Origin of the sequence: Paeniglutamicibacter antarcticus (assembly GCF_039544305.1) — a bacterium.
Lineage (GTDB): Bacteria > Actinomycetota > Actinomycetes > Actinomycetales > Micrococcaceae > Paeniglutamicibacter > Paeniglutamicibacter antarcticus_C.
In genome coordinates this window covers 1-26,628 of the sequence record NZ_BAABLK010000006.1, presented here as the reverse complement: position 1 = coordinate 26,628, position 26,628 = coordinate 1, and the positions used below count along the sequence as shown (strand labels likewise).

Below are 26,628 nucleotides of genomic sequence, written 5' to 3'. Positions count from 1 at the left end.
GGCCAACAAGGCCCCGATCCCATGGATGTAGAGGAATAACAATGAGCACCACGCACGTACAGGAACGAACAGCAGAGTCTCGCTACGCGGAGTTGGGCGCACGCTTTGCCCCGGTATTCGCGCAGATCGCCGAAGGCGCGGTGGAACGGGAAAACAACCATGTATTGCCCTTCGAACCGGTGCGCTGGCTCAAGGAATCCGGCTTCACCGCACTTCGTGTTCCGGCCGCGCACGGGGGAGATCCGATCAGCCACGAACACCTCTTCCGTTTGGTGGTGGAGCTCTCCGCCGCCGATTCCAACGTCGGGCACCTGTTGCGCTCACACTTCTCTTTCGTGGAAACCATTGCGCTGCAGCCCGAGGACTTCCAGCTTCGCTGGTTCCCGAGGGTGATTGCCGGTGAGATCTTTGGCAACGCGGCGACCGAAAGGGGCGGAAACGCCCTGGGAACCACCAACACGAAGTTGCGCCAGGACGCAGGCCGATGGCTGCTTCAGGGTCAGAAGTACTACACGACCGGTTCTATTTTTGCCGACTGGGTCATCGTCATGGCCAGCACCGAGGGCGTCGAGGGGCGCCAGTACGCGATAGTGCGCGCCGATGATCCGCGGGTGAGGATCATTGATGACTGGGACGGCTTCGGTCAGCCGCTGACAGGCACCGGAACCGCGATCTTCGACGATGTGGTGGTGCCCGGGGAGGACATCATCGCGCGCAAGGTCTCCTCCACGCTTGAACCGGCGTTCTTCCAGCTTGCGCTGCTGAGCGTGCTGGCCGGCATCGGCCACGCGGCGTTGGCCGATGCCGCTCAATTGGTGCGCAACCGGACCCGGACCTTCAACACCGGTTCCGGCGAGCTGTTTAGAAACGACCCATTGATCCAGGAAAAGGTCGGGCGCATTGCCGCCGCGGTCTACGCGGCCGACTCGATCGTTTTCGCTGCCGCCCGCGACCTGGACGCAGCAGTGGACCCCTCCCTGGGGCTGGACGAGGAGTCTGCGTTCATCCGCGCCGAGATCGCGGTGCAGCAAGCACACGTGAGCGTTCCGAAGCTCGTCCTGGATGCCACCAGCGAAATCTTCGACGTCACCGGGGCCTCGGCCGTATCGCGCGGCAAGTCACTGGACAGGCATTGGCGCAACGCCCGTACTGTGGCCACCCACAACCCGGTGACGTTCAAGGCGCGCTCGGTGGGGGACTACTACATCAACGGCACCATCCCCACCGGATTGCACTCGATCGGTGAAGCAACGGATACACAGGAGGAGAACAAGTAAATGGGTACCTTCGACACGCGGCCACGGCTGCTGCTCAGCGCCTTCCTGATGAACACCCCCAGCCACATCCTCGGCGGGCAATGGCGCCACCCCGAGGCGCAACAGCACCGCTTCAACGAGCTGTCGTTGTGGGTGGATCTGGCAAAGCAGCTGGAGGATGCCAAGTTCGACAATCTCTTCTTTGCCGACGTGGTGGGGCTCTACGGAGACCATGAAGGTGGCTGGGCCTCCCACGTCCGCAAGGGAATGCAGGTTCCCTCGCACGACCCCATGGTGTTGCTTTCGGCACTCGCCGCTACCACCAGTGAGATCGGGTTGGCGATGACCAGCTCGGTGGTGCAGGCCTCGCCCTTCCAGTTTGCCCGCCAGCTTTCCACTCTCGACCACCTCTCCAAGGGCCGGGTTGCCTGGAACATCGTGACCAGCGTGCTGGAAAACTCGCACCGCAACTTCGGGGCCGCGGGTTTGACGGCGCACGATGACCGTTATGACTGGGCAGACGAGTACGTCGAGGCGACCTACAAGCTGTGGGAAGGTTCCTGGGACGACGACGCACTGCTGGCCGACAAGGAATCCGGGATCTTCGCAGATCCGGAAAAAGTGCACAAGATCAACCACCGGGGCAAGCGGTATTCGATCGACGGTCCGCACCTTGCCGTGCCGAGCCGCCAGCGAACCCCTTTCCTCTTCCAAGCCGGCTCCTCGGGGCGGGGACGCCAGTTTGCCGCAGAGCACGCCGAAGCCACCTTCCTGTTTGCCCCGCACACCGAATACGTGTCCAAGCAGGTGGGCAAGATCCGTGAACTCGAGGCCGCTGCCGGGCGTGCCAAAGGGGATGTCAAGGTGTTTGCCGGTTTGTCCTTCGTGGTGGGAAGCACCGAGGCGGAAGCCAAGGCCAAGGAGGCAGAGTACGACGAGTACCTGGACCTGCATGCGATCGTTGCCCACATCGGCGGTGGTATCGGCGTCGACTTCGGTGGGTTGGATTTGGATACGCCGCTGGGGGAGATCGAGACCGAGGGCGCGCGAGGGGTACTCGAGGCGGCCATCGCATCGGTGCCCGGCGGAAAGCCGACCATCGGTGACTTGGCGCGCTATCGGGCCAAGGCGCAACAGATCTCCGGCACCCCGGAGCAGATCGTCGATGAGATCGAACGCTGGCAGGATGCGGGCATGGACGGATTGAACATCATGAACCAGATCCTTCCCGGTTCCTACACGGACTTCATCGACGGGATCCTCCCCGAGCTGCACAGCCGCGGCCTTGCCCAAAAGGAATATGCCCCGGGCAGCTTGCGCCACAAGATGTTCGGACGCGGTGATCGTCTGGAAGAAACCCACCCGGCGGCGCGTTTCCGCGGAGCCTTCACCGAATTCTCCGCTGCCAACACGGAAATGAAGCTGGAAAGCATCGGTTAGCCGCGAACGAACCGCAGAAATGCATGAGAGAGGTCGGCGCGGGACTGGATCCCACGCAGGCCACGGCGTTTAAGTCAGCAGGGCCTTTCGCCGACAGGAACAGGCGTGCAGTTGTAGCGTTGGGAACATGAGCACCACAATGAACGCATCGCACGCCAATGATCCCCAAGTGATACGACGGCTCCTGAAGACTCCCGCACGTTGGGCCGTGGTCGGCTTGAGCAACAACCCCAGGCGCGTGGCACCGGGAGTTTCGCGGGTCCTGCAGGAAGAGCTGGGAATGAAGATCGTTCCGGTCTCGCTTCGCGCGGACAGCGTGCTCGGTGAGCCCGGTTACCGCAAGTTGGCTGATATTCCCGGCCATGTCGATGTTGTCGACTGCTTCGTTAACTCCCAAAGAGTCGGGGCCATCGTGGACCAGGCAATCGAGATCGGGGCTGATGCCGTCTGGCTGCAATTGGGCGTCATCGATGAAGATGCCGCCAAACGCGCCAAGGAGGCTGGACTCGAGGTTGTCATGAACACCTGCCCGCTGATCGAACTGCCACGCCTTTAGCTGCGCGGCCGCACGGCTGGCCGGCAGCTTTTTTGAAATGGGAACCGTTGTACCGCTCATCGGTGCACGATCCAAGACGGTTTTCTGCCGCTGCACGGCCAGGGAAAACCCTGAACCGGCCGGTTCCGTTGACATTTCTCCAGCGGAGGCAACGAAGCCGGCCCTTTTCATCCGTGTTGCCGTGGAAAGATCATCGCTAGGATGAAGCTGTGGAATACGAATTGTGGCGCGGACTGGCACTGGGCATGCCCGGCGCCTATGAGGACTTCCCCTTCGGCGAGGGCGCCGCGGTGTTCAAAGTCGCTGGCAAGGACAGGTCCCGGGCCAAGATGTTCGGGTTGCTGAGCCATCGATTCGGTCTGGTGTCGTTGAACCTCAAATGCCATCCGGTGCTGGCCGAGCAGTTGCGGGCCGCCAACCCGCAGATCACCCCCGGTTACCATATGAACAAAAAGCACTGGAACACCGTGGTTCCCGGGCTTGCCGAGGAACTGATGTCGGACCTCATCGAGGATTCCTACGACTTGGTGGTCGCCTCGCTTCCACGCATCGAACAAGCGGCGCTGGACTGGAATGGCTTGGTTGAGCGTGGCTAGCTCCGGGTCGGTAGGCTAGGAACCATGTACTTCATCGTCGTGAAAATAAAGACCAAGCCCAACTACACCGATCTATTCATGGACCTGGTGGCCCCTTTCACGGCCGCCTCCCGCGCCGAGCCCGGAAACCTGTGGTTTGACTGGTCACGCAGCATCGAGGACCCGACCGAGTTCGTGCTCATCGAAGCCTTCGCAGACGACGACGCGGCAGGAGCACACGTGAACTCAGAGCACTTCAAGGCCGGCCTGGAATCCATGCGCCCGGCACTGGCCGCGACCCCCAAGATCGTCTCCCGCAAGGTCGAGGGCGACTCCTGGGGCGACATGGACGAACTGAAGATCGGCTAGCAACGACCATGTTCCAGCTACTGCGGATCAAGCTCCGGCAGACATTCACCGCCCAAGAAACCTATGACCCGGTGTGGGAACGCGAGCTGGATCGGGGCGAGGACGCCGGCTACTTTGCCCACGACTCCGCGGTCTGGACGGTCCACGGGGGGATGAGCCCGATTGCGGCGGGAATCCGCGCACTGCTGACACAGGCCTTGCACCCGGGAGCATTGGCAGGAGTGGCCGAACATTCAAACTACCAAAACGACATGCTGTCCCGGCTGGCCGGCACCATCCGCTGGATCTTTACGCTGACGTACGGGGATACGGCAGCAGCCCAACAGGCCTGCGACTGGGTCAGGCGCCGCCACGTCCCGGTGGTCGGCACCTACACCACGGGGCAAGGCGCGAAAGAGAGATACTCCGCCAATGATCCCGGCCTCTCGGATTGGGTCCACATCGCCTTCGCCGATGCCTTCCTGCGCAGCCACGAGATATTTTCGGGTCCGGTTCCACAAGGGGCGGACGCGTATGTGCGTGAATGGGCCAAGGCCGGGGAGCTGATGGGAGTTGTCAACCCTCCACGCAGCGATGCCGAACTGAAAGCGGCCATGGCCGGCTATGAGTCCCGCGGCGAATTGGCCGGCGGAGAACGGGTTGCCGAGGTCGTCTCATTTTTGAAGAACCCTCCGTTGGACCCCATGGTCCTGCCGGGCTACAAACTGCTCTTTGCCGCGGTGGTTGACACCCTGCCCGAAAGCCACCGCAGGATGTTGGGTCTTGAACGGACGGCCCTGGGGCCCGTTCGGCTGCCCAGTTCGTTGGCCGGCAAGGTGACCTTGGCGGTTGCGGGATTGGCACTGGGCACGATGGGGCCCTCGGAAATGGCAGCCCGCCGCAGACTGTTCCGCCTCGGGGTGGTCAACGACTTGAGCTATGCCGAACGCGGCGCAACCGAGGGCGATGTGGTCCCGGAAGGATATCGTTCCACGCGCATCCGCGAATGCGTGGGTCAGGGAAGGTCCGCTTTCGAGTCGCTGGCCCAAGGGATCCGCACCTGGAAGCTGCAGGAAGGTGCCGGGCTTCGGGTGCAGGCAGACACCCCCGAGATTTCCTTGGGAACCGGGGTCGTGCTGGGATTCGGTGTGGGTCCGCTGCGTCTGCCCGCCCCCTGCAGGGTGGTGCGGCTGGTTCAGGAGGATGCCCGCAGCGGCTTTGCCTACGGAACCTTGGCCGGACATCCGGAAACGGGGGAGGAGTCTTTTCTCGCGGTGCTGGAGGACGATGGATCCGTCTACTTCGAATTGAACGCTGTTTCCAGGCATTCGAACTGGTTTTACCGACTCGGTGCGCCGATCGCAGAAGCGGCCGCGCGCCATGCAACAGGACGCTACCTGGCCGCGGCACGGAAGCTGGCAACACCCAGGTAGCGCCCTGAAGTCCTGGGTGTAACTTGGAAGGACAAGCGGTCCGGGGAATCCGGGCCCGGAAGGAGTATTGTGTCCATCGTCGTCATCAACGCACTCAACGTCCCGGTCGAGGCCGGAAGCGAGCTCGAGGCGCGCTTCGCGGCCCGCAAGCACTCCGTGGACGGATCCCCGGGCTTCGAGGGATTCCAGCTGCTGCGCCCGGTCGCCGGGGAGGACCGCTACTTCGTCTATACGCAGTGGGCCACCCGCGAAGACTTCGAGAACTGGCGCGCCCAACGCGCCGGGCATGACCACGCGGCCCAGGCACCGGTGGCAAACGGCATGGAACTGCTCGAGTTCGAGGTCGTCGAGCTGGCCTAGCTGCAGGAATCACACGAAAAAACGACCCCCGCAGCGAAACCGCTACCGGGGGTCGTTTTGCCATGCAGGGGTGGTGCTAGGCGCGCACGCCCGCATGGATCCGCGCGAAGAAGTCACCGAGTTCCTCGGTGGCATCAAGCGGCAGCACGTTGGCGACATACTGGTCGGGGCGCACCACCACTACGACGCCGTCGCGGGAAACCCCGCGCTCGGAGAAGATGTCGGCACCGGGTACAACGCCGTAGACCTTCTCGTAGTCGGTGAGCTTGAACGGGCCGACCTCGGGCTTGAAGACCGAGGGTACCGCGTTGATGTCCAGCTCTTCGTGGCGCTGCTGGTAGATGACCTTCACATCGAACCAGGCGTCCTCGTCGAGCCCCTCAGGGGTTGCCGCCAGCGGTGAATCCGCGGAAGTGGAGAGCCACTGGGCCAGGTCATCAACCTTGGAGCCGGTGCCAGGGGCCGCAGCGTCGGCGAAGACATAGATGCGCCAGCGGCCATCGGCGGTTGCGTGGTGTCCCAAGTGCATCGGGTTGGTGTCGCAGACCCGCGAGGCCATGGCCGACTTGAAACGCTTGCCCACCGGGTATCCGGTGGCGAGTTCCTGGTGCACGGGCTGGCCGGTGACCATGGAAGGGGTGTATTCGGTCATGAAGCCGGCTGGGAACTCGGCCGTGGAAACGTAGAACTCCTCGAGGTCGTCCGGGTTCTCGAACTCCTCGGGCTTCTTGGCCATCAACGTCGACCATTCCTTGTCGAAGTCGATGAGGTTCTTGGCAATGACCTGGCGCTCCGCAGAGTAGGTGGAGAGTAGTGCCTCGGGGCTGCGGCCCTCGAGCACGTGTGCCAGCTTCCAACCCAGGTTGAATCCGTCCTGCATCGAGACGTTCATGCCTTGGCCGGCCTTGGCACTGTGCGTGTGGCAGGCGTCCCCGGTGATGAACACGCGCGGGGTCTGGGTTCCGATGTCCGCCAGCTCGACGTCGTCAAAGCGGTCGGTGAGGCGGTGGCCGACCTCGTACACGGAGTTCCAGGCGACATGGCGCACGTCCAGGGTGTACGGGCTCAGGATCGCGTTGGCCTGGGAGATGATGTGCTCGATGGGGGTGTTGCGGACCGCGCCGTTGTCGTCCTGAGGCACCACGCCCAGATCGACGTACATGCGGAAGAGGTGACCGCCCTCGCGCGGGATCAGCAGGATGGAGCCTCCGTCGTGGGACTGGATGGCGCACTTAAGGCGGATGTCGGGGAAGTCGGTGGAGGCCAGCACGTCCATGACGCCCCAGGCGTGGTTGGCCTTGTCGCCGGCCATCTTGGCGCCTATGGAGGCGCGGACCGGGCTGCGGGCGCCGTCGCAACCCACAACGTACTTGGCGTGCACGATGCGTGTGGCACCCTCGTCGGCACCGGCGCTGCGCACCAAGGTGACCTTGACCGGGTGCTCGCCCTGATCGGTGACCTCGAGGCCCTGGAAGTCCCAGCCGTAGTCGGGGGTCAGGCGTGTGGGAGAGTGCTCGGCGACCTCGGCGAAGTAGTCAAGGACGCGTGCCTGGTTCACGATCAGGTGCGGGAACTCGCTGATGCCATGCTCGTCGTCGACGGCGCGGCCGCCGCGGATGATGTCCTTCGGGTTCTCGGTGTCCGGGCGCCAGAAAGCCATTTCGGTGATCTGGTAGGCCTCCTGGGTGATGCGCTCGGCGAATCCGAAGGCCTGGAAGGTCTCTACGCTGCGTGCCTGGATGCCGTCGGCCTGGCCGATCTCCAGTCGGCCGCCGCGGCGTTCCACGACGCGGGTGGTGATGCCGGGGAACTGCGAGAGCTGTGCGGCGGTGAGCATGCCGGCGGGACCGGAGCCCACGATGAGCACGTCGACCGTCTCGGGGAGTTCCTCCGGGCGATCGATGCCGACACCGGCAGCTGGCTTGATACGCGGGTCACCGGATACGTAACCGTGGTGGTGGAACTGCACGGGCTTTCCTCTTTTCGTGGGGCGATGGCTGCTGCCGATATCGTGTGTTCTATATTAGAACGACAAGTTCTATAGTCGAACATGGCTTGTAGTGAGGAACTCTACGGCAAAGCGGCGTGGCTCACAAGTGTTGATGTCACGCATCATAGGCCAAGGGGCGTGGGGATCCGAGGGTGCTGCGGAGGGAAGACCCTGCGGTTTTCTCTGTCTCAGCCCGCGCTCGGGCCACCAATACCCGGTATGAACTGATGCTTTGCGTGGGTCTCGGGGGGATGGCGTGTGCTCCGGGGCAGGGCGCGGCTCGCGGACCCCACGGCGCGTCCGCACCTGCAGGTATCAGTTTTCCCGGGCCAGGAAAAGCGCCGTGAATCCGGGCTGCTCGCCCCCTTACGGGGTTAAACGAGGGGCGGGGCACCGGGGAAAAACCCCCGACGCCCCGCCTTGGGCTTGGTATGGCTAGCCGAAGTACTTTGGCAGCGTGGCCTCGTGGGCCTCGCGCAGCTCCGCCAGGTCCAGATCGAACTGGCCCTGGACCTCCAGCGAGGTGGCCTGCGCATCAACCACCCCGAGGCGAACCACCGGGAAGGCCCGTGCGGTGGCCATGTCGTTGAAGCGCACCTCTTCGGAACGCGGGACCGCAACGATGGCGCGTGCCTGCGATTCGGAGAACAGCGCGGTGAAGGCATCGATACCGTCTCGCTCGCACAGATCGTCCAGGGCCACGCGGGCACCGACGCCGTAGCGCAGCGCCATCTCGCCCAGTGCGGCGCCCAGGCCACCCTCGGAAAGGTCGTGTGCCGAATCGATCATGCCGTCTCGCGAAGCGTTGACCAGGATCGCACCCAAGGTCTTCTCCGCCGCCAGGTCCACCTTCGGAGGCAAGCCGCCGAGGTGTCCACGGATGTTCGCGAATTCCGAACCGTCGAGCTCGTCATGCGTGGTGCCCAGCAGGTAGATGGCCTGCCCGTCGGCGTCCGCGCGCCACCCCGAGGGTGTGCGGCGGGCGACATCGTCGAACTTGCCCAGCATGGCCACGACCGGGGTCGGGTGGATCGCGGTGGACCCGGTCTGGTTGTACAGCGAGACGTTGCCGCCGGTGACCGGGACCCCGAGCACCATGCAGGCATCGGACAGGCCGCGAATGGCCTCCGCGAGTTGCCACATGACATCGGGGTCCTCGGGGGAGCCGAAGTTCAGGCAGTCAGAGACCGCCAGCGGCACGGCGCCGGAGGTCGCCACGTTCCTGTAGGACTCCGAGAGGGCCAGCTGCGCGCCGTGGTACGGATCCAGGAAGGTGTAGCGGCCGTTGGCGTCGGTGGCCAAGGCCACACCCATGCCGGTTTCCTCATCGACGCGGATCACTCCGGCGTCATCGGGGGATGCCAGCGCGGTGTTGCCGCCGACGTAGCGGTCGAACTGGTTGGTGACCCACGACTTGTCGCACATGTTCGGGCTCGCCATGAGCTCGATCAGCGCGGCCTTCAGCTCATCGCCGGTGGACGGCAGGTCCGCCCCGGCCTCCGAGGCCTTGAAGGTGTCGGCCTGCAGGGCATCCTGCCATTCGGGACGGGCGTACGGACGGTCGTAGAGAGGTCCGTCGTGAGCCACGGTGCGCGGGTCGACATCGACGATGACCTCGCCGTCCCACTTGATGATCAGGCGACCGGTGTCGGTGACCTCGCCGAGCCAGGAGTACTCCACGGCCCACTTGTCCATGACCGCCTCGAAGGCCTCGATGTTCGCCGGTGAGACAACGGCCATCATGCGTTCCTGCGACTCGGACATCAGGATCTCTCCCGGGGTCAACGAGGGATCGCGCAGCAGCACACTCGTCAGCTCGACCTCCATGCCGCCGTCGCCGTTCGAGGCCAGCTCGGACGTGGCGCAGGAGATACCCGCGGCGCCCAGGTCCTGGATGCCCTCGACGAGGGATCCCTTGAACAGTTCCAGGCAGCACTCGATGAGGATCTTCTCGGCGAACGGGTCCCCGACCTGGACCGCGGGGCGCTTGGAGGGCTTGGTGTCATCGAAGGACTCGGAAGAAAGGATCGAGGCACCACCGATGCCGTCACCGCCGGTGCGCGCGCCAAAGAGCACCACCTTGTTGCCCTTGCCCGACGCGTTGGCCAGGCGGATGTCCTCGTGGCGCATGACGCCAACGGCCAGTGCGTTCACCAACGGGTTGCCCTGGTAGACGGAGTCGAAGACCACCTCGCCGCCGATGTTCGGCAGGCCCAGCGAGTTGCCGTAGCCGCCGATGCCGGCGACCGCGCCATGGATCACCCGTGCGGTGTCCGGGTGGTCGATGGCGCCGAAGCGCAGCGGATCCATCACGGCCACCGGGCGTGCGCCCATGGAGATGATGTCGCGCACGATGCCGCCGATGCCGGTGGCCGCGCCCTGGTAGGGCTCGATCATGGTGGGGGAGTTGTGCGATTCGATCTTGAAGGTCACGGCCCAGCCGTCGCCCAGGTTGGTCACACCGGCGTTTTCGCCGATGCCCACGAGCATGTCCTTCTTCATCTCCTGAGTGACCTTCTTGCCGAACTGGCTCAGAAGGTTCTTGGAGGACTTGTAGGAGCAGTGCTCGGACCACATGACCGAGTACATGGCCAGCTCGGCCGCTGTGGGCCGGCGGCCCAGGACCTTGACGACCTCGTCAAACTCATTGGCTTTCAGGCCCAGCTCGGCCCAGGGAAGTTCGGTGTCCGGGGTGGCGGCGGCGATGGCCACCGTGTCCATGTTGAACTTCTTCACTTCTGTACTCTGTTCTGCGGCGCTCACTTCTGGCCTCCAACAAGATGGGTCAAAACGGAGGTGAAGAACCCCAGTCCGTCGGTTCCGGTGTGGTCGGGGCCGTAGCCGGCCTCCACTGCGTGCTCCGGGTGCGGCATCAAGCCCACCACGTTGCCCGCGGCATTGGTGATGCCTGCGATGTTTCGCCGGGAACCGTTCGGGTTCCAGCCAACGTAGCTAAACGCCACGCGGCCCTCGGCCTCAAGGGCGTGGAGGGTCTTTTCGTCGGCCACGTACTGGCCGTCCTGGTTCTTTAGCACGATGGTGATTTCCTCACCCAAGCCGTACTTGTTGGTCCAGGCCGTTGCGTTGTTTTCCACGCGCAACACCTGGTCGCGGCAGAGGAACTTCAGGTGGTCGTTCTTCACCATGGAGCCGGGCAAAAGGTGCGACTCGGTGAGGATCTGGAAACCGTTGCAGATGCCCAGCACGGGCAGCTTGGCGCTCGAGCTTGCCGCGTCGATGATGTTGGACATCATCGGGGCGAAGCGGGCGATGGCGCCGGCGCGCAGATAGTCCCCGTAGGAGAAGCCACCGGGGATGACGACGGCGTCGACGCCGCCCAAGTCGTGGTCGGCGTGCCACAGGGACACTGCCTCGGCGCCGGCAACACGGATGGCGCGGGCTGCGTCGCGGTCGTCAAGGGTGCCAGGGAAGGTCACGACGCCGATGCGGGCGCCGGACAGCGGTGTGTCGGGCGTTGAGTAGTCGCCGATCAAGGGAAGTTCGGTTGCGCTCATTAGTCTGCGACAACCTGAACGTTGACAACGTCTTCGATGACCGGGTTGGAGAGCAGCGTCTCTGCGGCGGTGCGCGCCTGGGCCAAGACCTCCTCGGTGACCTCGCCCTCGACGCTCAGTTCAAAGCGCTTGCCCTGACGGACCTGGCTGAAGGCGGTGAAGCCAAGACGGGGAAGTGCGCCAACGATTGCCTTGCCCTGCGGGTCAAGGATTTCAGGCTTGGGCATAACATCAACAACGATCCGGGGCATCCGGGTTCTCCTGTGCGCGAGGGGTGGTTAATCGCCTGCGGAGGTGCCGTCTCACGCCAGGGTGGGGGCGCTCCGCGAGCTTGCGCCTCCAGTCTAGCGGCCTGATGCCGTTCCGCTGATTTCGTGCCAGGTTTCCGGACCGCGGGTGGTCACACAAGGGACGGTATTTCGCGCGATCCACTGCCCTTAAGCTTGTTCAATGGAAAAAGAGACGCGATGCCCGTGCAATTCGGGGGTATCCTACGAATCCTGCTGTGGCAGATATCACCGGGGGTTCAAGGCCCCGGATGCAGGGCCATGGCCCGGCACCGCCGAGGCGCTAATGCGATCGCGCTTCAGCGCCTTTGCGATGCACCTGCCCGACTACCTGCTGGCTAGCTGGCACCCGCAGACCCGCCCCGTGGAGCTGGCGCTTGACGATGCGGTGGTGTGGCGCAACCTGGAGATCATCCGCACCGTAGCCGGCGGACCCTTCGACATGACCGGGATCGTCGAGTTCGAGGCACGCTACAGGCTGCTGGGCCACTCCGAGACCCAACACGAGGTCAGCCGCTTCCAGCGCACCGATGGCCGCTGGTACTACCTCGATTCGACCGACTAGGCGGGCGCGGCGGCCTGTTTCCTAGGAATCGGCAAGCATGGAGTCGACGGAAACGTGCTCGCGTCCCAGCGCCGCGGCTACCGGCGCGAACGCCACCGATCCGCAGTGTGCCATCAATCCGTTGGCGAGCCCCTCGTCTTCTCGCATTGCTTGTTTCCAGCCCTGGTTGGCGATGCGCAGCGCGTAGGGAAGCGTCGCGTTGGTCAGTGCGGCGGTCGAGGTCTGCGGGACGGCGCCGGGCATGTTGGTGACGCAGTAGTACAGGGCGTCGTGCACCTTGAAGGTCGGATTCTCATGGGTGGTGGCGTGCGATCCCTCGAAGCAGCCGCCTTGGTCGATGGCGATGTCCACGAGCACCGAGCCCGGTGCCATCTTTTCCACCATCTGAAGGGTCACCAGCTTCGGGGCGGTGGATCCGGGGATCAGCACCGAGCCGATGACCAGGTCCGCGGCGGCAACCTCCAGCCCGATCGCGTGCTTGGAGGAGGCGATCGTCTTGATCTGGCCGTGATAGGCGGTGTCGATTTCCTTGAGCCGGGCCAGGTTCACGTCGATGATTGTTACATCCGCGCCCATGCCGGCCGAGGCAGCTGCCGCATTCTCGCCGGCGACCCCGCCACCGATGACAACGACCTTTGCCGGACGGGTTCCCGGGACACCGCCCATCAGGATGCCCGATCCGCCCATGGGCTCTTGCAGCGTGTAGGCGCCGATCTGCGCGGCCAGCCGTCCGGCAACCTCGCTCATCGGCGCCAGCAGCGGCAAGGTGGCACCGCGACGCACCGTCTCGTAGGCGATGGCGGTGGTGCCGGCGGCCAGGATCGCATCCGCGCAGTCAGGTGCCGCGGCCAGGTGCAGGTAGGCGAACAGGATCTGGTCCCCGCGCATGCGCCCGTATTCATCACCGATCGGTTCCTTGACCTTGAGGACCATCTCCCCGGCGGACCAAATGGCATCCGCGCCCTCGGCAATGCTTGCCCCGGCCTCGATGTACTGCGCGTCCTCGATGCCGGAACCGATTCCGGCGCCCGCCTGGATGATGACTTGGTGCCCGTGGGCCACGAATTCCGAAACCCCCGCCGGGGTGATGGCAACGCGCCGTTCGTTGTTCTTGGTTTCAGTGGGCACGGCAATGATCATCGGAACTGGCTCCCTGGTCGTTGGGCATCCGCACCCTTGGCGGACGGTTGAAACGAGTCTAGGCCCTGGGTGCGGCAACCGGCATGGAACTCGGCCAATGCGTCGCTGGTCCGCGCTTTTCGGCCTACGTGAATAATTCCGGCGGACCCGCTGTTGTCCATGGCAAACCCCAAGCAGAGAAACGAAGGTGGGCAACACAATGACTGAACGCACGATGAAGGCCATGGCCTATGCGAGCTACGGAGGCGTGGAGGTCCTTGAACTCCACGAGCTTCCGGTGCCCAAGGTGGGTCCGGGCATGGTGCGCATCGGGATCAAGGCCGCCGCGGTCAACCCGGTGGACTACAAGATCATGGCCGGATACCTCGATCCGGTCATGGACGTGGACTTTCCCGCCGTTCCGGGCTGGGACGTCGCCGGTATCGTCGAGGCCGTAGGCTTCGACACCCCGGAATTTCGCATCGGAGACGAGGTCCATGCCTATGGCCGGCGGGACACCGTGGGTATCGGGTCCTGGGCCGAATACATCTCCTTGCCGGCAAGCATGGTGGCCCACAAGCCGGAAGAACTGACGTGGGAAGAAGCTGCCGGTCTTCCACTGACCGGCATGACCGCGTTACGCACCCTGGACGCGCTGGATATCTCCGCCGGCCAGGTGCTGTTAATCCACAACGGCTCCGGCGGCGTGGGACAGGCGGCCATCCAGATCGCCCGGGCTGCAGGTGTCCGGGTTTTGGCCACCGCGTCGGAAACGAACCACGAATTCCTATCCTCGCTGGGTGCCGAACCGCTGGTTTACGGTGAGGGTCTTATCGAGCGTGTCCGCGTGTTGGCGCCCGATGGTGTCGACGCGGTGGCGGACTTCCACGGCGAAGCGCTTGAGGACACCCTCGCGGTGCTCAAGAAGAACGGCAAGCATGCCTCGATCGCCGACGGTTCGGTGGCCGAGGCCGGAGGGCAATACATCTGGGTGCGTCCGGACGCGAAGGTCCTTGAACGACTGGACGTCATGGTCAAGGAGGGCACGTTGTCCGTCAAGGTGGTTTCCACCCGTCCGATGCAGGAAGCTGCCGCTGCCGTCACCGACTCCATGGCCGGCCATGCCGGAGGCAAGATCGTATTGACCTCCTTCACCGACTAAGCAGGGGCCGCCATCCCCTGCCTGAACATCGCCGGAGCTGACCGAGGCCAGCCCACCGTGCGCTCCCGGCCCCGAGAAGCTTGCGTGGCCGGGAGCGCACTTTTGGCTGCCCCGCGGTGGTTTTCCGTGGTGCCCTGGGAAGACTTGTCGGTCCCCTGCCCGCACGCGGACAATTTCCGGTATTCGATCATTTAACAAAATGTTCATCTTTAAGGCTCCCACTAGTCGCTAAGTGCCAGTAGGGTGTGGTCAGAGGGTCATCCGCTTGGCGGATGCTGAAGGTACATGCCTCAGTTCCGCCCTCCAATGGTTTGTAGACTTTTGGGGAAGGAACCTCTTAAATGAAGCGTCGTTCTTTGCTGGCCGCGTCAGTCGTGCTGGCATTATCAACCACACTCGCCGCCTGTGGGTCGGGGTCCGGGGCCAAGGAGACGGCCGGCGGCGTTGACGCCGCGACAGCCACCAGCGCCATGGACTTCGGCAGCATGGAGGAACTGGTCGCGGCAGCGCAAAAAGAAGGCGGATTGAACGTCATTGCGCTGCCGGATGACTGGGCCAACTACGGTGCAGTCATCACCGGGTTCGAGGACAAATACGATATCGACGTGAACTCCGCCAATCCCAATGCCTCCTCGGCCGAGGAGATCCAGGCTGCAGTGAACCAGAAGGGGCAGAGCACCGCGCCGGATGTCTTTGACCTCGGGGCAGCCGTAGCGCTGGCCAACACCGACAAGTTTGCCCCGTACAAGGTGGCCACCTGGGATTCGATTCCCGAGGGGAACAAGCACCCGGACGGACTCTGGGTCAACAACTACACCGGGATCATGTCGGTGGGATACGACTCATCCAAGGTTCCCGAGCCCAAGGACCTTGATGGGTTGCTCGGAGCTGACTACAAGGGCGCCGTGGCATTGAACGGGGACCCGACACAGGCCGGAGCAGCCTTTGCTGCCATGGGCACCATCTCGACATTGGCCGGCGGAAGCGTTGCCGACTTCGCCCCGGGGATCGACTGGATGGGCAAGCTGAAGGCCGCCGGAAACTTCCTGACGGTCGATCCAACGCCGGCAACCATCGCCTCGGGTGAAACCCCGGTGGTCTTCGACTGGTCGTTCAACAACGAAGCCGCCGCCACCGGAAACCCGAAGTTCAAGACAACCATCTTGCCGGGCGCCGCATACGTGTCCTTCTACAACGAGGCAGTCAATGCAGACGCGCCGCACCCGGCCGCGGCACGTTTGTGGCAGGAATGGATCTTCTCCGACGACGCACAGAAGCTGTTCATGGAAGGCAACTCGGTTCCGGTTCGCGTGGACGCGTTGAAGGAATCCGGTTCCGTCGACGAAGCTCTGCTGCAGAAAACGACCTTCGGAACCACCTCGGAGGATTGGGTTTCGCCGAATGAAACGGAGACAGAAGCAGCAAACAAGCTGCTCGGTGAGCGTTGGGCGGAACTGACCCAGTAGGGTCCGCTGATTGAAAATCCTTCCTGCGGGGCGGGCCCTAGGGGCTGCCCCGTAGGAGCCCGACGAGTATTCCAAGGAGCGCTGCCTTTTTGAAGCGCAAGCTTTCGTGGCTGGGACTTCTCCCCTTCACCGTCTATATCTTCGCCTTTCTGGTGGTTCCCACTCTTTTGGCCGTCGGCAGTGGCTTTGTCGACGCCGCCGGAGGGTTCACCTGGGGAAATTTTTCCGTCTACGAAAACCCGGTCGTTTGGCGCACCTTCGGTTCCTCCACACTCATCAGCATGGTTACCGCCGTCATTGGTGCGGTGGTCGGCGCCTTGGTGTGCTGGGCGTTGACCGGGGTTCGGGGAGACGGACCAATCCGTCGTTCAATGGACGCGGCCGCATCGGTGCTTGCCCAATTCGGCGGCGTGATGCTGGCCTTCGCCTTCATTGCAACCATGGGTGCGCAAAGCATCCTGCGTGTATGGCTGCGCGACACCTGGGGAGTGGATATCTACGCCGAGGGCGTCTGGCTCTATGAACTGCCCGGGCTGGTTCTTCCCTACCTGTATTTCCAGATTCCCTTGATGGTCATCACTTTCTTGCCGGCGATCGAACGCCTGCGCCCGCAGTGGGCCGAATCCAGCGCCACCCTGGGTGCCACACGATGGCAGTACTGGCGGTATGTCGGTTTTCCGGTGCTGGCACCATCTTTTCTCGGAGCTCTCCTACTCCTCTTTGCCAATTCCTTCTCCTCCTACGCCACGGCCGCGGCACTGATCAGCCAAGGCGCACAGATCGTTCCGCTGCAGATCCGTGCAGCGCTAATCGGTGAAACGGGCGCATCGGTGGCCAACACCGCAGGGGTGCTTGCCCTGGGCATGATCGTCGTCATGGCAGTGGTCATGTCCTTGTACAGCTTGTTGATGCGCAGGGCAGCGCGGTGGCAGCAGTGAACAGGGTTTCAACGCCACCGCGCCCGGCCGTCCGCCGCACGATCCTGCTGGTCATCTCGGTGCTCTTCCTGTTGCCCCTTGCGGCGATGGCCGAGTTCACGTTGCGCAGCACCACCGGAGGTTATGGCCTCGAGCACTGGATCGGGCTGGGGTCATTGCAGGAGAGCCGGCAGTACCGGGCCCTGACGCGGGGGCTGGGCAACTCCCTGGTGCTCTCCGCGCTCTCGCTTGGCCTGGTGCTGGGGGTGTTCGCCCCCACGGTCATCTGGGTGCACCTGCGCTTCCCGAAGTTGCAGCGACTGCTGGACCTGTTAACGGTGTTGCCCATCGCGATCCCTGCCATTGCCTTGGTCGTCGGATTCGCACCGGTCTACCGGATACTGGGGCGAACACTGGGCTCAGGGGAGTGGACGTTGTTCCTGGCCTACGGCGTGCTGGTGTTGCCCTTTGCCTACCGGGCCATCGCTGCCGACCTGCAGGGCATGGATGCCCGGGTGCTCAGCGAGGCGGCACGGACCCTGGGGGCCGGATGGCCGGCGGTGTTCGGCAAGATCCTGATCCCCGGGTTGCGCCGCGGATTGCTCTCGGCCTCACTGTTGACAGTGGCCATCGTCATGGGCGAATTTACTGTCTCCTCGCTGCTGAGCCGCGACACCTTCCAGACCGGGTTGCTGCAGATCTCGCAAACCGATCCATACATCGCCGTGTTGGTGTCGCTGTTGTCCCTGCTGATCATGTTCGTTCTGCTGGCGCTGGTGTCCGGCATGGGTAATACCCGCAGCCGATCCACCAGGCGGCGCACCCTGACGCGAAAGAAAGACCAAAATGCCACATAATCCAGCCACCGCAGGCACCAAGGTTGGCGCCCTCGACGGCACCGGAATCGCGTTGCGGTCCGTGAGCAAGGACTATGGGACCAGCAGGGTCCTGCACGGGATCGACCTGGAACTCGCCCCCGGGGAGCTGGTGTGCCTGCTGGGGCCCTCCGGCTGCGGAAAGACCACCGCGCTTCGTTGCTTGGCCGGGCTTGAAGAGGTCACATCCGGCCAGGTGCTGATCGACGGAAAGGACGTCTCGGGGGTTCCCGTGAATCGACGCGACATTGGCATGGTTTTTCAGGCCTATTCGCTCTTCCCGCACATGACGGTGGCCAAGAACGTCGAGTTTGGGCTGAGCATGCGCAAGATACCGCGTGCGCAACGCGTGATGCGGGTGGCCGAAGCGCTGGAGTCCGTTGACTTGGGTGGCTATGAGGATCGCTATGCGCACCAGCTCTCCGGTGGCCAGCAGCAACGCGTTGCCCTGGCCCGGGCTCTGGTCACCAGACCCAGGGCCCTGCTGCTCGATGAGCCGCTGTCCGCACTGGATGCCAAGGTCCGTATCCGCTTGCGCGAACAGATCCGTGCGATTGTCACCGATTTGGGGATCACCACGGTGTTCGTGACCCATGACCAGGAAGAGGCCCTTGCCATCTCCGACCGGGTAGCGGTGATGAACGCCGGGCGCATTGAACAGTTCGACACCCCCGAAGGGCTCTATCACCGCCCGGCAACCCCGTTCGTTGCCGATTTCGTGGGGATTTCCAACCGCCTGAACGGACTGTTCGAGGAGGGCTTTTTTACGATCCACGGCCAGCGGCTTCCGGTGGCCTCGGAGCACGGCGCAGTGCCCGGGCAGCAGGCCATCGCTTACGTGCGGCCCGAACACATCAGGATTCTTCCGGCCTCGGACCCCGGGGAAGGCGGGTTGGAGGGCACAGTGGTCTCCTCGGGCTTCCTGGGTTCGATGCGCCGCACGGTGGTCCTGGTCCAGGACCACGACGGCCCCGTATCCGTTGCCGTCCAGCACGAAGCCCACGGAGCCTATGCGCCGGGGCAATGCGTGCGGTTGGTGTTTGACCCGGTCCCTGTCGCGCTGGAGGGCACCAGCCACTGAAGCCACCCGGAACTGTTTTCCCGGGAGGAATAAGTCAGCGATCCAGGGTGACAGTGCGCAAATCCAGCCGGCGCAGCACGCGGTCCACCAGTTCGGGGTCGTTTCCCGGCTCGTTGCGTGCCTTGAGTATCTCCGCGCGGGCGGCGTCCAAGGCCTCTCGCTGGACGTCGTCCATCAGTGCCAGCAGCCGCCGCAGTCTCCGCATCTCCCCGGGGTCCTGTTCAAGGTCGGACTCCAAGATGGTGTGCAGCGCGGACATTCGCTTGGCCAGCGAGAGGCGGCGTTCCGGCGGCAGCTTGGCCGCTGCGGCGGAGTTTTTCATGGTTTCGATGGCGACTTGCTCCGCCCGGAGGGCCAGCGCGCGCTGGGCCTTTTCCTCGCTGACATCGTCGTTGGGCAGTTTCAGCAAGCGCACCAGCGTCGGCAGCGTCAGTCCGGGCAGCACCAAGGTCACCACCAGCACGGTGCAGGCGGCGGCGATCACGAAGTTCCGCCCTTCCAGGGGTTGTCCGTCGGCAGTGGTGGAAGGCAGGGCCAAAGCCAGGGCGAGGGTGGCCAGCCCGCGCATCCCGCACCAGGAGAGCACCAGCACCTCCTTAAGCGATCCGGGGGCCTTGGACTGGGACTCGGCGCCGCCAAGCTTGTAGATGGCCATCATCCAGATGAAGCGCACCAGCACCACGGTGGCGCAGATGGCGGCGATGCCCGGGATGAAGGCGAACAGCTCGCGGCCCTCACTTTCGATGACGTAGCGCATCTCTATGCCGACCAGACCAAAAGCGACTCCCGTGGTCAGCAGCTCCACCACGTCCCAGAAAGCGGTGCGGGTCAGGCGTTCGGCGGAGTCCTGCGGGCGGGCCCGGCGGCCCAGCTCAAGCGCGGTGACCACGACGGCCACCACGCCGGAAAGGTGCAGTTCATCGGCCAGCAGGTACACCGCGTAGGGCGCCACCAAGGTGGTTGCCGAGCGCGCCACCAAGTCCGGAACGAATCGGTTCAGGGTGCCCACCAGCCAGGCCATGGCCAGGCCGAGCAGGCTGGCACCGAGCGCACCGATGAGGAAGCGGGGCACCACGTCGAAGCCGACGTCGCTTCCGTTGAATGAGGCGGCGACGGCCGCTTGGAAGATTACGATGGCCATTGCATCGTTGAACAGGCCTTCGGTCTGCAGGACCGTGAGAAGCCGGCGTCTCAGTTTGACCTTGCCGGCAATGGCCTCCACCGCGACGGGATCAGGCGGGGCAACGATCGCCCCCAAGGCAATGGCCAGCGGCAACGCCATCGTCGGGACCATCAGCCAGGCGACTCCGGCGACGGCAGCGGTCGTGACCACCACCAGCAACACCGCCAAGAGCACCAATGAGCGCCAGCGCAGGCGGAAGATCGACCAGGAGCTGCGTTGTGCCGCGGCATAGAGCAGTGGAGGAAGGAAGAGCGGGAGAATCAGCTCCGGGTTGATGTGGATCTCGGGAACGAATGGCAGGAACGCGGCCCCGGCGGAGAACACCAGCATCAGGATCGGGTAGGGCAGCCTGATCTTCTCGCCCAGCCCGACAACCAGCACCGTGGCGAAGAGCAGGCCAATCAGCAGCAACAAGAATTCCATGGTGCATTCCTTCCAGAGAATGCCATTTTTCCACACTCGCGTGGCCACGGACGGCACGGGGGCGGAGCTGCGTTCAGTCTGGCTCGCCGCCTAAGACGACACCAGTGTCATGCAGCCCGGTGTTTTGGGCTTTGCGCACGGCATGCCCAGAGGCCAGGTGCCTGCCGCTGGGGGGGGCCAACTAGGCGGTGGCCGTGCAGGTACCTATCCGATCCCGATGGCGCCGGTGAGTACGCCAACCCCGAGCATCACCAGGGCGACAATGAGGGCACGCCAGAGCACCTTCTTGTGGTGTTCGCCCAGATCAACCTTGGCCATCGAGACCAGCAGCAGGATCGCGGGAACCAACGGGGATTGCATGTGCACCGGCTGGCCGGTGATCGAGGCGCGCGCCATGTCCACGGCATCGATCCCGTAGTGCGCACCGGCCTCGGTGAGTACCGGCAGGATGCCGAAGTAGAAGGCGTCGTTGCTCATCAGGAACGTGGCGGGGATGGAGATGATGCCAGTGAGGATCGCTAGCATCGGGCCCATGGATGCGGGGATGACATCGACAAGCCAGGCGCTCATCGCATCGACCATGCCGGTGCCCGAGAGCACGCCGGTGAGGACCGCAGCGGCCAGAACCATCGAGACCACCGCGATCACCGAGGAGGCGTGGGAGGAGATCATCTTCGCCTGGTCCGAGATGCGCGGAAAGTTCACCAGCAGGGCCACAGCGGTGCCGACCATGAACAGGTAAGACAGCGGTAGCACATCAACGATCAGCAGCACCATGATGGCAACGGTCATCGAGAGGTTGAAGATGAACAACTTGGGGCGCAGGGTCTCGCGGTTGGGATCCAGTACGGTGCCGTTCATGGTGGCCGCCTCGGTCCCGTCCCCGCGCACCGCGACCTTTTCCAGCAATGCGACGCCGCGGCCACCTACAGGTTTCTTGGTGCCACCTGTGTTGGAGCCGCCGGCGCGTTCGGCGCCCGGTGCCATCTTCGATCCCGGGCCCCAACGAAGGGGATCCTCGCGCTGCAGTCGCTTGCGCTCGGAGACCCCCATGGCCCAGGCGAAGGCGAAGACGACGATGAGGCCCGCGATGAGCGAGGGGATCATCGGGACGAACACGGCGGAGGCATCCACGTGCAGCGCCGCTGCGGCGCGTGCCGTCGGGCCGCCCCACGGCACGATGTTCAGGGTGCCATTGGTCAGGCCGGCAACGCAGGTGAGCACCACCGGGCTCATGCCCAGGCGCTGGTAGATCGGCAGCAGTGCGGCGGTGACCACGATGAAGGTCGTCGAGCCGTCGCCGTCTAGGGAAATCAGCCCGGTCAGCACGGCGGTGCCCATCACGACCTTGGCCGGGTCGTTGCCGACCAGGCGCAGGATGCCGTCGACCAACTTGTCGAAGAGCCCCACGTCGATCATGATGCCGAAGTACATGATGGCGAACATCAGCAGGGCGGCGGTCCCAGACATCGACTTCACGGCGTCCATCACCATGTCGCCCAGGCCCAGACCGGCGCCGGCGAAGAGGCCGAACACCGTCGGGACGATGATCAATGCCAGCAACGGGGTCATGCGTTTGGTCATGATGAGCGCCATGAAGGTGGCAACCATCAGGAACCCGAGTACTACAAGCATGGGGGTCTCCTTCTCAACGGGGGGGGGTGGGGGTGCACGAACCAGCCGGTGCGCCGCAAAAAACCACGCTACGTGGTGTGCGTCACGGGCATGTGGTTGTGCCCACAAAGCGTCGTTCTTCCGCTAAATCCCTTTGTGCCCATAAAGCCCACGGCGTCTCCTACACTTGATCCATGTCCCACGCACCAAAGGCCGGGCGGGGCTTCGCCGCCCGCATCATGACCCTGCAGTTCCTGGTGGTGGGGCTGATGATTCTGGTGGCGGCCGGCGGTGGCATGTGGGTGACCGTTGAGCGGGTCAACGAACAGGCGCAGGAGCGTGCGCTGTCCATTGCCCGTACGCTGGCTGCCGACCCGGAAATCAAGGCGAAGGTCGGCGCATACGCCGATCAGGAGGTCCTCGACGCCCCGGGACTGCGCCACGGCTACGTGCAGCGGGCGGCCGAGGCGGTACGGGTTCGCACCGGGGCGTTCTTCGTGGTGATCACTGAGGACCGCGGGATCCGCCTGGCGCACCCGACCCCCGGACTGCTGGGCCAAAGGGTCTCCACCGACCCGGTGGCTCTCTCGGGAAATGAATCGGTTTCCCGCGCTCACGGCACTTTGGGCGAATCGGTGCGCGCCAAGGTTCCGGTGTTCGACCCGAAGGAAGATGCGGCGGTGGTGGGTGAGGTCAGTGTCGGGGTCGGCGTGGAGGAACTTGCCGTGCTACTTCGCACAGCGGGCGCCTGGGTGTTGGGGTTGGGCCTTGCGGCACTGGGGCTCAGTGCAGTCTCAACCCGTTGGCTGGTCCGTCGGCTCAAGAAACTGACACTCGGGTTGGAACCGGCTGAGATGGCACAATTGCTGCGTGACCGCGACGCGGTGCTCCACGGGGTGGCCGACGGGGTCATCGGTATCGGCCCCGACGGGCGGGTGAGCGTGCGCAACCAGGCGGCACGCATTATGCTTGCGCTGCCGCACCGCCACGAGACCTCGGACATCATTGGGCTGCCCTACACCGAAGTGCCCTTTCCTGCGCGGCTGGTCGACGCGATCTCCCGGGGTGGCGAGACCACGCTTCGGCTGGAAACCGAGAGTGCGGCGCTGGTGGCCACTGTGCGCCCGGTCATCCGCGACGGCGCGAACCTGGGGATGGTGGTGCTGCTTCGCGATGTCACCACCATCGAGACCCTGGGCTCGCGCCTTGATGCGGTGCAGACCATGGCAGGGGCCTTGCGCGCCCAACGACACGAGTTCGCCAACCGGTTGCACACCATCTCGGGCCTGCTGCGCCAAGGAGACAGCGCCGAGGCCGCCACGTACCTCGGGGAAATTATCGATTCCGGGCCGGTACGCGAAGCGGTGCAGAACCTTGCCACCATCCGGGATCCTTACCTGGGCGCGTTCCTCGGGGCCAAGGGCATCGAGGCCTGGGAGCGTGGTGTGGTGCTGCGGGTGGGGACCTCCAGCGCGCTCTACGGCCGGCTCAATGATGCCCAGGACGCCACGGCCGTTTTGGGCAACCTCATCGACAATGCGTTGCATGCCGCCGTGGCGGGAGCCGCGCCGCGCTGGGTCGAGGTTGACCTGCTTTCCGAGGGCAGTACGCTGCACCTTGCCGTCGCGGATTCCGGGGCCGGGGTGCTTGCCTGGATGGATGTCTTTGCCGAAGGGGCCAGCACCGGTGCTGCGGCGGGTTCGGCCGTGCACGGACACGGGGTGGGGTTGCCGCTGATCCGCCGGCTTGCGCGTACCCGGGGCGGCGAGGTTTGGATCGCCGATCCCGGAGGAATTCCCGGGTCCTCCGGGGAGCCCGCGGCAGGGGCGGTCTTTGCCGCGCGGTTGCCCGGCGTGCTCACCATCGAGAACGGCCCAACCGAAAGGATGCACGAATGATGAACCCGAATACCGACTACAAGGTCTTGGTCATCGACGACGACTTCCGTGTCGCGGCCCTGCATGCGGGCTACGTTGACGAGGTCCCCGGCTTTACCGCGCTTGCCCCGGTCCACGATGCCCGGATGGTGCCGCGCGCCGTCGCCGAGGGTAGGCCCGACCTGCTGCTGCTTGATGTATACCTGCCGCAGGGCTCCGGGCTCGACCTGCTGGTGACGCTAGACGTGGATGCCTTCGTGGTCTCGGCCGCCACCGAGGTCGATGCCGTGCGCACGGCGATTCGGCGTGGCGCATTGGGGTACCTCATCAAGCCCTTCGACCCCAAGGCGCTCGCCTCCCGGTTGCGCGGGTACGCCCGCTACCGCAGGCAGCTGGAGGGCCCGGCGGGTCTTGACCAGCAGGGGATCGACAGGGCGCAGCGAGCGCTGCTGGCCGGTGAAGAGGCAGTGGCGGCCCCAACCCCCACCGAGCAAGCCGTGCTGGCGGCTGTCGCGGCGGCCGGCGAGCCTGCCACCGTCATGCAGGTGGTCACCGCGGTGGGTATCTCCCGGGCCACCGCCCAGCGATACCTCGCCAACCTGGTGCAGGCGGGATCGCTGCGCCTTGAACTGGCATACGGAAGTAGGGGGCGTCCCGAGCACCGATATCTGGTGCAGAAGTAGCCGCCGGACCCACAAGGCCCAGTGGCTACTGCAGGCCGGGCTGGATATCCAACAGCGCCGAAGCGGACTGCCACTGGGCGATGGCGCAGCCGTTGACCAAGTCGAAACTGCGTTCCACTGCTTTCCCGTGCAATGTTCCGCTGACCCGTGCCACCGCAGGTCCCCCGGATTGTAAGGTGCAGGCGATTGTCGGGTCGGGTTTGGACTGCGCGAGAACCTGGGGTTCCTTCTCCACCAGTGCGCAGGCTTCCCCGGCGTTCGGGTGGACGCTGGTCTCCAGTGCTTGGGCGCCGTTGCACTGCAAGGAGTAGTGGTCGCTTTCGCTGGTGCCATCGGCGAGGATGGATACCTGCAGGTCCGCGCTCGGTGCCCCGTCCGATGACGCGCTGGCGGACGGCTCCATCGATCCACCGCCGGCGCACCCGGTCAGTACCATGGTTGCGCCCAAGAGCAGGGCCGGGATGATCGAATGGGTACTTGCCCGCATGACGCCGCCCCTCCAGCAGTGGTCCGGCCACGGTGGCGGCCGGATGTTCTAAGTCTGTGGCACCGGAAGGGATTGGGCAACGGCGCGCAACCGCCCGCGCAACTCCTGGGCGCGGTCGGCAAAGTCCTTTTGCAGGCGGACGTACTCCGCCTTGCCGGCGGGCGTCTCGATGCGGATGGGCTCCTGCCCCCAGTCCGCCAGGTCGTAGGGCGAGGCCTGCATGTCCATCGTGCGAATGTCCCATGCCAGCTCGAAGCAGTCCATGACCAAGTCGCTGGGCACCGCCGGAGTGAGCTTGTAGGCCCACTTGTACAGATCCATGTTGGCATGCAGGCAGCCCGGCTGTTCAAGATCCCGTTGGGTCTCGCGGGTTGGCTGCAGCTCGTTCAGCGGCACGGCCTCGGGAGTGTAGAACCGAAAAGCGTCAAAGTGCGTGCAGCGGATCTTGTGCTCTTCCACCACGGTGTCCGTCCCGGCCGGACCCAGGCGCAACGGCAGATACTCGTGCCGTATGCCGTTGTCCGCCGACTTGTAGGCCATTGCCCACTCGTGCAGTCCGAAACAGGCGAAATTCCCGGGACGGGCCGCGGTCTTGGAGAGGATGACCACGGCAAAGCGGATGGCCTCCGCCCGGGCCGAGGCGAACGCCCCAAGGTCCACTGTGTAGCCGCGCTCGCCGGTTTCGGGATGCAGGACCTCGCGGTAGAACTTCCAGTCCGCTCGTTCGCGGGCCTTTTCCCCGCCCAGCACCACTCCGGGGCCCGGATGCCAGCGATAGAGCTGCCCGGGCTTCTGCGTGTAATAGGTAAAGAGGAAATCCTCGATCGGGTGCTTCTGCCGTTTCATCCTGCGCTGCGTGAACGGCTCGCCAAAGCGCTTTGCCCGCGTTTGGTGGGCTGTGGCCGCAGGGAGCCACTGACCTTCGGACAGCCAAGCGAGCGGGGAGGGAAGCATTCAACCATTATCGCCGGACTAGCTGGAAAAGCCTTATTTTCTTGGTCGTGGATGCCCATCTCGGGAGGCCTTGTCAAGGTGTCTAGGGCGGCATGTGGATAACCACAACCAATATCTGACATGGCCATACAGTACGAACAAGCATAATTTCCGCTCTTCAATTCGACGGTGCCGAAGAGTAGAATGGAGATATGTTCGATGAACACATCAATCAACCCCACTTAGGTGAAGATTCCGACGAAGAGGTCGGATCCGCAGCCGGCACGCCGCCTCCGGACCCGCGGTGGCCGGTGGCCGGGGCCAACCACGCGGCAGACCTCGCCTTCCTCGTATTCGTCCGCGACGGACTCGCCGCCCTGGACATGAGCGGCACCGCCAAGGAACACCACGAGAAGATCGCGTTGACCGAGGAAATCAAGGGCGCCGCCAGTGGCGCCCAAGTCATGTCCGCAACCATGCTCG

General features: G+C 64.4%; 25 protein-coding genes. 16 read left to right on the top strand and 9 right to left on the bottom strand.

The annotated features are described in order from the left end of the window. Positions 1–41 precede the first annotated feature (41 nt). The 7 genes from ABEA12_RS01605 (at position 42) to ABEA12_RS01575 (ending at position 5,968) form a co-directional block, all read left to right on the top strand. Positions 42–1,277 (top strand): acyl-CoA dehydrogenase family protein, encoded by a 1,236-nt coding sequence (locus ABEA12_RS01605; RefSeq protein ID WP_210102124.1) that lies wholly within the window; start codon positions 42–44, stop codon positions 1,275–1,277. Next, on the top strand, positions 1,278–2,696 hold the full coding sequence (locus ABEA12_RS01600) for an NtaA/DmoA family FMN-dependent monooxygenase (RefSeq protein ID WP_210102123.1): 1,419 nt from the start codon (positions 1,278–1,280) through the stop codon (positions 2,694–2,696). A gap of 127 nt (positions 2,697–2,823) precedes the next feature. Beyond that, positions 2,824–3,252, top strand: coding sequence for a CoA-binding protein (locus tag ABEA12_RS01595; RefSeq protein WP_345466027.1), 429 nt, complete (start codon positions 2,824–2,826; stop codon positions 3,250–3,252). A 209-nt stretch (positions 3,253–3,461) separates the two neighbouring features. Further along, positions 3,462–3,848, top strand: a complete 387-nt coding sequence (locus tag ABEA12_RS01590; RefSeq protein WP_345466023.1) for an MmcQ/YjbR family DNA-binding protein — start codon at positions 3,462–3,464, stop codon at positions 3,846–3,848. A gap of 24 nt (positions 3,849–3,872) precedes the next feature. Continuing rightward, positions 3,873–4,196 (top strand): putative quinol monooxygenase, encoded by a 324-nt coding sequence (locus tag ABEA12_RS01585; RefSeq protein WP_210102122.1) that lies wholly within the window; start codon positions 3,873–3,875, stop codon positions 4,194–4,196. Between the two features lie 8 nt (positions 4,197–4,204). Beyond that, positions 4,205–5,608 (top strand): DUF1990 family protein, encoded by a 1,404-nt coding sequence (locus ABEA12_RS01580; protein WP_210102121.1) that lies wholly within the window; start codon positions 4,205–4,207, stop codon positions 5,606–5,608. Between the two features lie 69 nt (positions 5,609–5,677). Then, positions 5,678–5,968, top strand: a complete 291-nt coding sequence (locus tag ABEA12_RS01575; RefSeq protein WP_210102120.1) for an antibiotic biosynthesis monooxygenase family protein — start codon at positions 5,678–5,680, stop codon at positions 5,966–5,968. A gap of 76 nt (positions 5,969–6,044) precedes the next feature. Here ABEA12_RS01575 and ABEA12_RS01570 read toward each other — a convergent pair whose 3' ends face one another. From ABEA12_RS01570 to purS, 4 genes are all read right to left on the bottom strand, one after another. After that, complete coding sequence (locus tag ABEA12_RS01570) at positions 6,045–7,937, bottom strand: FAD-binding monooxygenase (RefSeq protein ID WP_210102119.1); 1,893 nt, start codon at positions 7,935–7,937, stop codon at positions 6,045–6,047. Between the two features lie 456 nt (positions 7,938–8,393). Next, positions 8,394–10,679 carry a phosphoribosylformylglycinamidine synthase subunit PurL gene (purL, locus tag ABEA12_RS01565; protein WP_210102686.1) on the bottom strand — a complete coding sequence of 762 codons (2,286 nt, stop codon included), beginning with the start codon at positions 10,677–10,679 and terminating at the stop codon, positions 8,394–8,396. 38 nt (positions 10,680–10,717) lie between these two features. Next, positions 10,718–11,473, bottom strand: a complete 756-nt coding sequence (gene purQ / locus ABEA12_RS01560) for a phosphoribosylformylglycinamidine synthase subunit PurQ (protein WP_210102118.1) — start codon at positions 11,471–11,473, stop codon at positions 10,718–10,720. Then, on the bottom strand, positions 11,473–11,724 hold the full coding sequence (purS, locus tag ABEA12_RS01555; protein ID WP_210102117.1) for a phosphoribosylformylglycinamidine synthase subunit PurS: 252 nt from the start codon (positions 11,722–11,724) through the stop codon (positions 11,473–11,475). Before purS ends, purQ begins: the two co-directional genes overlap by 1 nt. 199 nt (positions 11,725–11,923) lie before the next feature. Here purS and ABEA12_RS01550 point away from each other — a divergent pair, with 199 nt between their 5' ends. Next, positions 11,924–12,325 (top strand): YchJ family protein, encoded by a 402-nt coding sequence (locus tag ABEA12_RS01550; RefSeq protein WP_210102116.1) that lies wholly within the window; start codon positions 11,924–11,926, stop codon positions 12,323–12,325. Positions 12,326–12,346: 21 nt separating this feature from the next. Here the strand turns inward: ABEA12_RS01550 and ald are convergent, their stop codons facing one another. Further along, positions 12,347–13,465, bottom strand: a complete 1,119-nt coding sequence (ald, locus tag ABEA12_RS01545) for an alanine dehydrogenase (protein WP_210102115.1) — start codon at positions 13,463–13,465, stop codon at positions 12,347–12,349. A 214-nt stretch (positions 13,466–13,679) separates the two neighbouring features. Between ald and ABEA12_RS01540 the strand changes: the two genes are divergently transcribed. The 5 genes from ABEA12_RS01540 to ABEA12_RS01520 all read left to right on the top strand — a co-directional run bounded on the left by ABEA12_RS01540 (position 13,680) and on the right by ABEA12_RS01520 (position 18,945). Next, positions 13,680–14,606 carry an NADP-dependent oxidoreductase gene (locus ABEA12_RS01540; RefSeq protein ID WP_210102685.1) on the top strand — a complete coding sequence of 309 codons (927 nt, stop codon included), beginning with the start codon at positions 13,680–13,682 and terminating at the stop codon, positions 14,604–14,606. 341 nt (positions 14,607–14,947) lie between these two features. After that, complete coding sequence (locus ABEA12_RS01535; protein ID WP_210102114.1) at positions 14,948–16,072, top strand: ABC transporter substrate-binding protein; 1,125 nt, start codon at positions 14,948–14,950, stop codon at positions 16,070–16,072. An 89-nt stretch (positions 16,073–16,161) separates the two neighbouring features. Continuing rightward, positions 16,162–17,010, top strand: coding sequence for an ABC transporter permease (locus ABEA12_RS01530; protein ID WP_210102113.1), 849 nt, complete (start codon positions 16,162–16,164; stop codon positions 17,008–17,010). Then, positions 16,998–17,846: an ABC transporter permease gene (locus ABEA12_RS01525; RefSeq protein ID WP_345466010.1), complete on the top strand. Its 849-nt coding sequence runs from the start codon at positions 16,998–17,000 to the stop codon at positions 17,844–17,846. The genes ABEA12_RS01530 and ABEA12_RS01525 overlap by 13 nt, the downstream gene beginning before the upstream one ends. Continuing rightward, on the top strand, positions 17,836–18,945 hold the full coding sequence (locus ABEA12_RS01520; RefSeq protein WP_210102112.1) for an ABC transporter ATP-binding protein: 1,110 nt from the start codon (positions 17,836–17,838) through the stop codon (positions 18,943–18,945). The genes ABEA12_RS01525 and ABEA12_RS01520 overlap by 11 nt, the downstream gene beginning before the upstream one ends. A gap of 34 nt (positions 18,946–18,979) precedes the next feature. Here ABEA12_RS01520 and ABEA12_RS01515 read toward each other — a convergent pair whose 3' ends face one another. Together ABEA12_RS01515 and ABEA12_RS01510 are read right to left on the bottom strand one after the other, a co-directional pair. Further along, positions 18,980–20,551 carry a Na+/H+ antiporter gene (locus tag ABEA12_RS01515; protein WP_210102111.1) on the bottom strand — a complete coding sequence of 524 codons (1,572 nt, stop codon included), beginning with the start codon at positions 20,549–20,551 and terminating at the stop codon, positions 18,980–18,982. Between the two features lie 204 nt (positions 20,552–20,755). Further along, entirely contained in the window at positions 20,756–22,186 is a 1,431-nt protein-coding gene (locus ABEA12_RS01510; protein WP_210102110.1) for a CitMHS family transporter, read from the bottom strand. Positions 22,187–22,359: 173 nt separating this feature from the next. Between ABEA12_RS01510 and ABEA12_RS01505 the strand changes: the two genes are divergently transcribed. Further along, a complete protein-coding gene (locus ABEA12_RS01505; RefSeq protein WP_210102109.1) occupies positions 22,360–24,063 on the top strand; it encodes a sensor histidine kinase in 1,704 nt (567 codons plus the stop codon). Continuing rightward, complete coding sequence (locus ABEA12_RS01500; RefSeq protein WP_210102683.1) at positions 24,063–24,725, top strand: response regulator; 663 nt, start codon at positions 24,063–24,065, stop codon at positions 24,723–24,725. The genes ABEA12_RS01505 and ABEA12_RS01500 overlap by 1 nt, the downstream gene beginning before the upstream one ends. Positions 24,726–24,750: 25 nt before the next feature. On the opposite strand, the gene ABEA12_RS01495 is transcribed toward ABEA12_RS01500, so the two are convergent. Together ABEA12_RS01495 and ABEA12_RS01490 are read right to left on the bottom strand one after the other, a co-directional pair. Next, positions 24,751–25,212, bottom strand: a complete 462-nt coding sequence (locus ABEA12_RS01495) for a subtilase-type protease inhibitor (protein WP_210102108.1) — start codon at positions 25,210–25,212, stop codon at positions 24,751–24,753. A 48-nt stretch (positions 25,213–25,260) separates the two neighbouring features. Further along, the gene (locus tag ABEA12_RS01490; protein WP_210102107.1) at positions 25,261–26,166 is read right to left on the bottom strand and encodes a 3-methyladenine DNA glycosylase; all 906 of its coding nucleotides are present in this window, start codon (positions 26,164–26,166) and stop codon (positions 25,261–25,263) included. A 191-nt stretch (positions 26,167–26,357) separates the two neighbouring features. Here ABEA12_RS01490 and ABEA12_RS01485 point away from each other — a divergent pair. Next, positions 26,358–26,628, top strand: a 271-nt coding sequence (locus tag ABEA12_RS01485) for a hypothetical protein (protein ID WP_345466000.1), incomplete at its 3' end; no start/stop codon positions are given.